The following is a 10,298-nucleotide window of genomic DNA, read 5'->3' as shown; positions in this document are numbered from 1 at the left end:
GTTAGCGGCCTTAAACAAGATTTATCTTCATTTAAACAAGAATTCAACTCTTTTAAAGCTGAAACCTTGTCACATCAAGAACATTTCAATTCTTTTAAAAATGAGATTTTTTCAATGTTTCAAGCGATTAAAGAGGCTCAGGAAAAGACCCACGCCGAACTGATCTCATTCAAAATCAAAACAGGAGAAAAATTCAAAGAACTTTTTAAAAGAACCGCCTTTTTTGATCACAATTTGACCGAATTGACTAAAGAATTGGCGGCGAATAAACGAGATATAGAAAAGCTGAAATTTGAGGCTTAACATCTAAAAGAAGCTGCCTTTTATCCAAGCTGTTTACGGACGTTCTATATTGCAAAAGGCAGCAATATTTTTTAATCTGCACTATCAATCTTTCAGCAGCTTTTCCACCCTTTCGCGAACCTGGGGAACCGACAGGCCTATAATGATCTGCAGCGCTTTGCCGTTCCTGACGACACCGTGAGCGCCAAACGACTTAAATACGCTGTCTGGTTCGACTTTCGACTCGTCATATACGCTGACCCTCAGCCTTGTTGCACAGTTTGTCACTTCAGCTATGTTTTCTTTTCCGCCGAGCGCCTCAATGCAAAGGACCGCCTGTTCCTGATCCACGCTATCTTCCTTGCTGGCCGACACCTCTTTTGCGGAATGCTTTTTTGCCTTGTAATCTTGTTTGGAATAAAACTTTGTTTCCTGCTGCTGGTCTTTTTCACGTCCCGGTGTGGCAATATCCAATTTTACAATCAAAAATCTGAAAACGAAGAAGTAAATAGCAGTGAAGGACAGCCCGATCAAAATTTGAAAAATATAAGTGCCGCTGTGCTGATGAAAAAGAGGAATCCAGTTGAGCGTCATGATCTCGATCAGACCTCCGCCCATATTTCCGACCACTCCTGAAGCATACATGAGCGTCGCCATCGTGGCCGCTAACAGACTGTGAACACAAAACAGCAAAGGCGAAATGAATAAAAAGGTAAACTCTATCGGCTCTGTGATACCCGCTACGATGGCCGTCAAGGTAATCGGAATTAACAGTCCGGCAACGATTTTCTTTTTTTCTTTTTTGGCAGTCACATAGATGGCCAGCGCTATTCCCAAGATTCCGAAGATCTTCGAGTTTCCGTGAAGTGCAAATCCGCCTTGAGGAAACAGTTCTTTTAACGGCTCGGAGCTTGCCGAGAATTCGCTCAGATGCTGGGCCCAGTAGGTGACAATCCCGCCTTCAACGACGGCCGGTCCGAAAACAAACGGTGTATAGATGAAATGATGCAGGCCCGTCGGAATCAAGATCCGCTCCAAAAATGTATAGACCCATACGCCGAGTGCACCCGATGCAACCAGGAAGCTTTGCAAAGATGCGATTCCATTCTGAATCATCGGCCAGATAAAAGCTGTTGCCAATGCAACCGGCAGCATGACGGCAAATGAAATGATGACGACAAATGAAGACCCTTGAAAAATCCCCAAAAAATCGGGAAGCTTCTTATCAAAGTAGCGATTGTGGATATAAACGACAATTGAAGAAATTAAAATCGCTCCAATGATGTTCGTATCAAGCGTTTTAATGCCCGCAATTTCTGCAAGCCCGCTAGTACCTCCGGCTTCCTGAGTCATGTCGACACCAAAAAAATCGCCCCACACGGTCAGGATGGCGCTGACAAAGTAATTGAAAGTCAAATAGGTAGTAAGCGCTTCCAAACATGCGCGGGCCTGTGCTTTTTTCGCCAGAGCGATCGGGATTCCAACCGCGAACAGCAGCGGCATTTGCCGAAAAACGGTCCAGCCTCCTTCCTCAATGACAAACCAGAATTGATACCAAAACGTGTCCGGCCGGGCAATCGCCCCCATGAGCTGTTCATTTTTAAATAAAGTGCTGAGACCCACAACAATACCTGCAAAAGCAAATAACAAAACCGGTACAAACATGGCACTTCCGAACCGCTGCACTTTTTGCATCAATATGAAAACCCCCCTCTGTTATGTTAAACATGATTTTGGCCGGTTCGATTCTTTTCTTCAACGTAATCAATATAGCTCCGAAACAGCGCTTCACCGACAAGAAAAAAAGGAGCAAAAGCCGTCAGTTCTTTATTCGGAGCAACCGTTACTGTCTCGCTTGTCGCATAAAGATTGTAAGGCGTCAATTGAGCGAGCAAATTATTTTTTAAATTGGTGAGCGAAATAAATGGAATTCCTTTTGCCGAGAGCGTCTGCGCCTGCGGAATCAGCGACGGGGTTTCCCCGGACAGCGAAATGATGATGATGAGGTCCTTGCTGCTAAAATCAGACATCATAATGTCGAACTCGATTTGATCTTTGATGACAGTCAAATACCGGTGCTGGGGAATAAACATCCGCTGCAGTTCACAGGCGCAGGATGTTTGGGCCGTGCCGGAGCCGTACACAAAAATGCGGTCTGCTTCATCAATGAGCTTGCACATATTCCGCATATCCGTATTTTTCAAATATTTGATGCTGGCCTCCATATCTCTCATCAGCCCTTCAAAAGAACGGCAGTTTTCCCGCTCCTTTTCCCGTTTCTCTGCCTCCCATTTTAAAAATACCCGGAATTCGCTGTATCCGCTGAAATCAAGCTTTTGAGAAAGCCTTAAAATTGAAGTGCGTGAAACATTGCACTTTTTAGCCAATTCATTTATGCCCAGTTTGTAGCACGTATCCTGATGGTTCAAAATATATTTCAAAATATGAAAGTCATTATCATTTAATTTTTTATAATGTTTGTTCATCAATTCTTCCAATTGCATCATGTCCACCCCATTTTTTCTCTATATTTATTATATAAAATACGAGAAAAAATGGGGGGTATGCCAAGTAATGAAATGATGAAAGTCAGGGTTGATATTTTTAAACTTAATATTTATAAAGTCGGCTGAAGATCTTTCTCGCTTAACGGCGGCCAATAATCTTTGTTTACTTCAATAAGATCATCCAAAATCAGCTTTGCCGTTCTTGCGTTTGGAACGGTTTTTGACATAATCAGCGCCTGCCATAGTTTTTGATAGGATTTTTCAATCCAGGCTTCGACAACAAGCTTTTCAACAGATACTTGCTGTTCCATCAGTCCTTTTTGAAATTGAGGAATCCTGCCGACGGTGATCGGCTCAGGACCGTTTTTGCCGACGATGCACGGCACTTCCACCATTGCGGACGGATCGAAATTTTCGATTGTCCCATTGTTTTCGACGATCAGCAGCATCCGCTCCCCGGTATTATATGCGAGCGCCCTTGCCAGGTCGACGATATATGAAGCATGATCGTCAACTTTGATTTTGCTGTCTGCAGAGGATTGCATTCTGACGATTTTTTCGCATTCGCCGAAAATAAATTTCTCCCGTCCCTCCATGACTTCATTCGCCCGGGTAAATTCCGGATTCGATTTTTTCACCATATCATCCGGGTAAAAATAATATTGCAGGTATGTGTTCGGCAGCGTGTCCGGATCAAGCTCATACACTTCACGCGCCTTTTTGAAGGTGGCGTTCCAGCTTGCTTCAGCCTGTTCATGTTCATGTTTCGGAATATAGCCGAATTGGCGGACATGCTCCTTAATCGCCGGCATCAGATCGTTTCCGTTCTTATCGCAGATCGATGTCCACCATCCAAAATGATTGAGCCCGTAATAACGGACAGTCATTTCCTTACGGGAAGATAAACCGAGGATTTGCGCCATCCTGTCTTCGATGCCGATCGGCATATCACATATATTCAACACTTTGGATGTCGGGCGCAGTCTTCTCGTCGCCTCAGCAACAATGGCAGCCGGATTGGAATAGTTCAGCATCCATGCGTCAGGTGAATAGGTCTCCATATAATCAATCAGTTCAAGGACGCCGCCAATCGATCTCATTCCGTAGGCGATTCCGCCCGGTCCGCATGTCTCCTGACCGACAACCCCGTATTTAAGCGGGATTTTTTCGTCGAGTTCCCTCATCGCATACTTTCCGACTCTGATATGGGCCATTACAAAATCGACTTCAGAAAACGCCTTTTCCGGATCGGTCGTAGCCAGAAATTCAACATGAGGCGCTCTTTCTTTAATCAACACTTCACAAGCGCCCGCAATTTTGTTTTGGCGTTCTTCGTCATTATCGTAAAGTTTCAGCCGGCTGATTGGAAAATCATCAAGATTGTCCAGCAGCATTAAAACGATTCCCGGGGTAAATGTGCTTCCTCCGCCCGCTATGACTATCGAATACGTTTTGTTCATTTTTACAGCCCCCTTATAAGCGTTTACAAGTTACTTATATCACGCTTTACACCAACATCCAACACGTTCGGGGAAGACAGTTCCTATAATCAGCTTTTGTTTATTTTCCCGAAATCCGGGAAATTTCCCATGCCGGCTTCCGTATCATGTACAATGGCTGTAGAACATCGAAATTGGAGTTGTTTCGTTTATGCTGATGACACTGGTTTTATTTTTATTGGCGGGAGTAGCTGAGATCGGCGGAGGCTATCTCATATGGCTGTGGCTGAGGGAATCCAAACCGTTCTGGTACGGACTGACCGGCGGTCTGATTTTAATCGCCTACGGCATCATTCCGACTTTGCAAAAGTTCCCGTCATTTGGACGCGTGTATGCGGCTTACGGCGGTGTTTTCATCATTCTTGCGGTTCTTTGGGGCTGGTGGGTCGATAAAAAAACCCCTGACCTCTATGACTGGGTCGGGGCTGTCATCTGTTTAGCCGGTGTATGTGTCATGCTTTGGGCGCCAAGGGGGTAGCCTATAAATTATACTTTTGCAGCCGCTTGTAGAACGTGCTTCTCGGGATACCCGCCAGCTTTGCCGCCTTTGTCACATTGCCTTTTGTTTTTTGCAAAGCATCCATGATGGCATGTTTTTGAATATGCTCCCTGAATGTCAGCGGCGCGCGGCCGCTTGGCCGGCCATCCCCGGCAGGCAGGGCAGCGCTTTGCAGCTCGAGCGCACTCAGAACCGGTTCAAATTGCGGCGCGCCGATCATCCCGCCGAATGGAAACAGCACTCTTAATCGTTCAAAAACATTGAAAAGCTCGCGGATGTTTCCAGGCCAATGATAGTCTTGAAGCCGCCGGAAAAATTCTTCCGGAAATTCGGCATTCCACTGATGCTTCATTTTGTAATGGTGGAACAAATCGGGTATATCTTCTTTTCGTTCTCTCAACGGCGGAATATGGACGGGGTAGACATGGAGGCGGTAGTACAAGTCTTTGCGAATCTTCCCTTTTCTTAAAAGCTCGTTCATATCGCGGTGGGTAGCGGAAATGATTCTGATATCCAAAGGAATTTCATCTGACCCGCCTATTGGGGTGACCTTACGCTCCTCGATGATCCTTAATAGCGCCACTTGCATCGCATGAGGGATTTCACCGATTTCATCTAAGAAAATCGTTCCTTTATCAGCCTGCTCAAATTTCCCTTTTGAGCCGCGGCGTTTTGCCCCGGTAAACGCGCCCTCTGCATAGCCGAACAATTCGCTTTCCATTAACCCCTCAGGAATGGCGCCGCAGTTGACGGCGATAAAAGGGCCGTTTTTCCTGGAGCTCCCTTCATGGATCGCCCTTGCCGCCAATTCTTTTCCGGAGCCTGTTTCCCCCCATATGTACACATTGGCATCTGTATTTGCCGCCATTTTCATTTCATTGAGCGCTTTTTGAAACGCCTTGCTCGTTCCTGTTTCTCCTGTAAAACTGAAACGGGTGATAAAAATCCCGGATGATTCCCGCGGAACTTCTTCCAATGAAATCGATCTCCCAATCTGCACACCGCTCTTATCAGACACAATCGTCTCTTTCCGGCGGATGCGAAATCCCCTTTCAAGGAGATCATCGACGTTCATACCGCGCCAATCGGAAAATCGCTCTCGAACCGGCTTGCTCGCCGAAACGACCTCTTTTTTCTCATTGCAGACGACAAATGGTTCATCAGAATCGATCTTCTCAACACAATGGTTGACAAGCTCCATTTCTTCTCTCTTTGTGTATACGCTGATTTCGCGTTCAATGGCATGTGCGGCAGTCGCGGCCATTCCCAGCATAAAAGGGTGCCGCCTGTCAGTCAGACAGGAAATGTCGACCACTCCCAATACCGTTCCGCCCTCATCCCGGATCGGGGCGGCCGAACAGCTCCAATGGTGGGAAGCGACGGCGTAATGCTCAGAGCCGTTAATCGTGACGGCTTCGCCGATTTCAAGCGCCGTTCCGATTGCATTTGTGCCGACTTCCGTTTCCGTCCAGCGTACTCCTTCGACAAAATTGATTTTCCTCGCCTCTTCGAGTGTTCTTTGACTGCCCGTCAAGCTTAAAACATAGCCATCCGCATCAATGAGCAGAGCCATCATCTCCGACTCTTCCAATTCAAGACTGATTTTTTTTAAATAAGGAAGGGCGGCATTGAAAAATACTGAATGCTTCTTTTTTTGAGCGTTGAATAAATCCTTTTTTAAAATTGACTGTCCTTTATCTAAATACGGATTCACATTGGCTTTTTTGCAGCGGTACCATGATTCCATGACTCTTTTGTTCAGGCGGGTCTGGTCGAGCAGCCCCTCCTGAACGAAGCGCTTCCACGTATTTAAATAGCAGGGCGTCGGATTCATTCCATCCTCTCCTAAGGGCTTTTTTCTCATTATAGAGAATAATAAAAGCGCTTTCAATAATGGTGTTCAGCCCTTTCGAAAAAACTTATGAGCAGTTGCCTAAGGACAAAATCAGGAATGGACGGCCTGGCCTGTTGTCTGCAGCACAGCTTCGTGAATCGTTTCTGAAAGAGTCGGATGGGCGGCGATAAAATGCTCCATTGTATCCGCCGTCATCTCGGCATGCATCATCATCGCTGCCTGCCCGATCAGCTCGGTGGCGCCCGGTCCGATGATGGACACGCCTACGATTTCGTGGTATTCCGGCTCAGCGATGATTTTCACTTTGCCGACCGGCTCATTTATGATGAGCGCCTTTCCATTTGCGGAAAACGGAAACTCTCCGATCCGAATATCGCCATAGCGCTCCCTTGCTGTCTTTTCATTTAATCCGACACTGGCGATTTCAGGAGATGTGTAGATGCAGCGCGGGATAATCTGATCATTGACACACACAGCTTTGCCTGAAGCATGCGAAGCGGCGACCGTTCCCTCATGAAAGGCGGCATGTGCAAGCTGGACGCCTCCCGCGACATCCCCGCAGGCGTAGATATGCGAAAGGTTCGTCTGCATATGCTGATTGACGTGAATGCCTTTCTTGTCATATTTCACTCCGATTTGATCCAGATTCAAGTCCGCCAATCTGGGCTTGCGGCCAATCGCGACTAAGCAAACATCAGCACTGATTTCCAGCCCTTCAGCCCCATTTTTCAAGAAGGCTTTCTTTAAAGCGGAATCAAGCCGTTCTACGGCAACTGATGTCAAAACATCCACTCCTGCTTCCTCAAGCCTGCTGTGCAAAAATGCAGCAATATCCGGATCTTCCCCAGGCAAAATCTGTTCGTCCTTTTCAACGATGACAACCTTTGCGCCCATCCTGCTGAAAATGCTCGCGAATTCACAGCCAATGATGCCTCCTCCAATGATCAAAATCGAATCAGGTATAGCTGAAAGAGCCATGGCATCGCCGCTATGAATAACCCACTTTCCGTCATACGGAGCAAACGGCAGCTCCACAGGCTCCGAACCTGATGCGATAATCGCTTGATCGGCCTTGATGACCTCCTGCTTTCCATCAGCTTCTACCAGAATGTCATGGCCGGAGAGAAAGGATGCTTTTCCATTCAAAATTTTGATCTTGTTTTTATTCATTAAATATTTAATGCCGTCTGAAAGCTGGCGGATGATTGCCGTTTTCCGATTTTGCACGGCCTGCCATTGAATGACCGGACTTCCTTGCGAAAATTCAATGCCAAATTCATTCGCCGACTTGATTTTTTCAAACAAATCCGCGCTTTCGAGCAGCGCTTTTGTCGGAATGCAGCCTTCATTCAGACACGTTCCCCCTAATGGTCCATGCTCAATCAATACCACATTCCTGCCGAGGCGGGCGGCGGTGATCGCCGCCACATATCCGCCGGGGCCTCCTCCGATAATGGCAAGTGTCATGTTTTCTCACCTTCTTCCTACAAAATAAGCGATGCCGGATCCTCCAAATACTGTTTTACGGTTGACAAAAATGCCGCGGCCGGCGCCCCGTCAAGCGCCTGATGATCAAATGTCAGGCTCAGCGGGAGAATGGCGCTTTTACACAATTCACCTTCTTGATAAACCGGCGCTTCATACATCCGGCCAATTCCTAGAATCCCCGCCTCCGGAGGATTCAAAATCGGGGTAAAATGCTCCACACCGTATGCACCCAGATTTGTGATCGTAAAGGTTGATCCTTCTATTTCATCAGGAAGCAACCGGCCGTCCCGCGCTTTTTTTCCGTACCATTTAATTTTTTTGGCCAGCTCGATCAATGGCAGCCGTTCAGCATGGCGAATGACGGGAACCGCCAACCCGCCGTCCAAAGCGGCGGCTATTCCTAAATGAACATGTTCAAAAGCGGTCAGGCTGCCGTCTTGGTAAGCGCTGTTCATCTCAGGGTGATCTTGCAATGAAAGCGTTGCTGCCCTGGCGGCAAAATCAGTCATCGTCAGCTTCGTATCATATTTTGTTTTGGCTGTTTCATTAAGTTGACGCTGCAAAGCCGTCAGCTTTGTCACGTCCGCCTTCATCGTGATGGTCAGCTGTGCGCTGTTTTTCAGGCTTTCTGCCATCCTTCGGGCGATCGTTTTCCGCATCATCCCGGCAGGCTGATGTTCGCCAGTATTTGTTTGTTTTTTCGGCTCATCAGCGAGCACCTTCAAAACATCTGCTTTCGTAATTCTTCCGCCCGGCCCCGTCCCTTGGATCGCATGCACGTCAACATTTGCGCCTTCTGCGATCTTACGGGCCGCCGGTGAAATTTTAAGGCGTTCTTCCGCCGGTTTCGGTTTTTGCTCTTTTGGGGTCTGTTCGCTTGAATCGCCGATGTAGCAGATGACGGTTCCCGGCGGTACGCCTTCTCCTTCAGGCACTTTTATGTCCAAAACGGTTCCTTTTGCCGGGGCCTCGATTTCCATTTCAATTTTTTCAGAGTTGATGCTTGCAATGCTTTCACCTTTTTCAACGGCTTCCCCGACTTTTTTATTCCAGACGGAAACCGTTCCTTCTTTCATTGACATTCCGAGTTTTGGCATGACGACTTCGACGGCCATGTTATCTCTCTCCTTTCTGATCGTTAAACATGCTGTCCTACAAGCTCTAAAACGGTGCTGACCACCTTTTCCGGTGTCGGCAGGTAGATATCTTCAAGCGGAGGCGAAAATGGAACGGGCGTATGCGGCGCCGTCACCTTTTTGATTGGTGCATCAAGTAAATCAAAGCCTTTATCGGCAACTAAAGCGGCGATATCGGCTGCAATGCCGCATCGCGGATTTGCTTCATCAATGATGATGAGGCGGTTTGTTTTTTCTACTGAAGCCAAAATCGTCTCCTCATCAAGCGGCGACAAGCTTCTCGGATCAAGGACCTCCGCTTCGATTCCCCTGGCCGCAAGCTGCTCTGCCGCTTTTAGAGCCGTGTTGACTTGTTTCCCGACGGCGAAAATCGTCACGTCAGAGCCTTCCCGCTTCACATCCGCTTTGCCGATCGGCAGTGTGTAATAACCTTCCGGGACATCTCCTTTCATGTTGTACAATGTTTTGTCTTCAAAAAAGATAACGGGATCTTGATCTTCAATCGCCGCCAGCAGCAAGCCCTTGGCATCATAAGGAGATGAAGGCACAATCACTTTCAGGCCCGGAATGCTTGTAAAAAGGGCATACAAACTTTGCGAATGCTGGGCAGCCGCTCTGAAGCCCGCCCCATGCGTCGTTCTGATCGTGATCGGAACTTCCGCTTTTCCCCCGAACATATAGCGGAATTTCGCCCCCTGGTTCAGCACTTGATCCAAGCAGCTTCCGATAAAGTCATTAAACATCAATTCGGCGATCGGCCTAAGGCCCGTTGAAGCGGCAGCCATGGCGGCGCCGACATATCCAGCTTCACTGATCGGGGTATCAAGCACCCGTTCGCGGCCGAATTCCTGAACAAGCCCCTTTGTCACGCCAAGCACACCGCCCCATGCTTCATCATCCTGGAGATGATCGACATTCGCACCCCCTGCAACGTCTTCGCCCATTAAAATGACATCATCGTCTTTTCTCATCGCCAGTTTGATCGCTTCGTTCAGCGCACTGGACATGCTTAATTCTCTTGCCATTTCTTCT

The 10,298-nt window shown here is 47.6% G+C and carries 9 protein-coding genes; 2 read left to right on the top strand and 7 right to left on the bottom strand.

The annotated features are described in order from the left end of the window. A partial coding sequence (locus BTR1S_RS22970) for a hypothetical protein (RefSeq protein ID WP_218016465.1) occupies window positions 1-303 on the top strand: 303 nt, incomplete at its 5' end. Window positions 304-387: 84 nt separating this feature from the next. Here the strand turns inward: BTR1S_RS22970 and BTR1S_RS20295 are convergent. The 3 genes from BTR1S_RS20295 to glvA form a co-directional block, all read right to left on the bottom strand. Continuing rightward, window positions 388-1,980 carry an alpha-glucoside-specific PTS transporter subunit IIBC gene (locus tag BTR1S_RS20295; protein WP_006639887.1) on the bottom strand — a complete coding sequence of 531 codons (1,593 nt, stop codon included), beginning with the start codon at window positions 1,978-1,980 and terminating at the stop codon, window positions 388-390. 23 nt (window positions 1,981-2,003) lie between these two features. Next, window positions 2,004-2,786 (bottom strand): MurR/RpiR family transcriptional regulator, encoded by a 783-nt coding sequence (locus tag BTR1S_RS20290; protein ID WP_006639888.1) that lies wholly within the window; start codon window positions 2,784-2,786, stop codon window positions 2,004-2,006. Between the two features lie 113 nt (window positions 2,787-2,899). Further along, window positions 2,900-4,249: a maltose-6'-phosphate glucosidase gene (gene glvA / locus BTR1S_RS20285; RefSeq protein WP_029419825.1), complete on the bottom strand. Its 1,350-nt coding sequence runs from the start codon at window positions 4,247-4,249 to the stop codon at window positions 2,900-2,902. A 190-nt stretch (window positions 4,250-4,439) separates the two neighbouring features. Between glvA and BTR1S_RS20280 the strand changes: the two genes are divergently transcribed. Further along, window positions 4,440-4,766 (top strand): YnfA family protein, encoded by a 327-nt coding sequence (locus tag BTR1S_RS20280; protein ID WP_006639890.1) that lies wholly within the window; start codon window positions 4,440-4,442, stop codon window positions 4,764-4,766. Window position 4,767: 1 nt separating this feature from the next. Here BTR1S_RS20280 and BTR1S_RS20275 read toward each other — a convergent pair whose 3' ends face one another. From BTR1S_RS20275 to BTR1S_RS20260, 4 genes are all read right to left on the bottom strand, one after another. Then, on the bottom strand, window positions 4,768-6,621 hold the full coding sequence (locus BTR1S_RS20275) for a sigma-54-dependent Fis family transcriptional regulator (protein ID WP_029419824.1): 1,854 nt from the start codon (window positions 6,619-6,621) through the stop codon (window positions 4,768-4,770). Between the two features lie 111 nt (window positions 6,622-6,732). Continuing rightward, window positions 6,733-8,109 carry a dihydrolipoyl dehydrogenase gene (lpdA, locus tag BTR1S_RS20270; RefSeq protein ID WP_006639892.1) on the bottom strand — a complete coding sequence of 459 codons (1,377 nt, stop codon included), beginning with the start codon at window positions 8,107-8,109 and terminating at the stop codon, window positions 6,733-6,735. Window positions 8,110-8,126: 17 nt separating this feature from the next. Further along, window positions 8,127-9,245, bottom strand: coding sequence for a dihydrolipoamide acetyltransferase family protein (locus BTR1S_RS20265; RefSeq protein WP_006639893.1), 1,119 nt, complete (start codon window positions 9,243-9,245; stop codon window positions 8,127-8,129). A 23-nt stretch (window positions 9,246-9,268) separates the two neighbouring features. After that, on the bottom strand, window positions 9,269-10,291 hold the full coding sequence (locus BTR1S_RS20260) for an alpha-ketoacid dehydrogenase subunit beta (protein ID WP_006639894.1): 1,023 nt from the start codon (window positions 10,289-10,291) through the stop codon (window positions 9,269-9,271). Between the last annotated feature and the right edge of the window lie 7 nt (window positions 10,292-10,298).

The sequence above is a fragment of the Bacillus sonorensis NBRC 101234 = KCTC 13918 genome, from assembly GCF_001592005.1.
In the GTDB taxonomy this organism is placed as follows: Bacteria; Bacillota; Bacilli; order Bacillales; family Bacillaceae; genus Bacillus; species Bacillus sonorensis.
The sequence above is the reverse complement of the archived record's forward strand: the minus strand, read 5'-3'. Positions and strand labels throughout refer to the sequence as shown.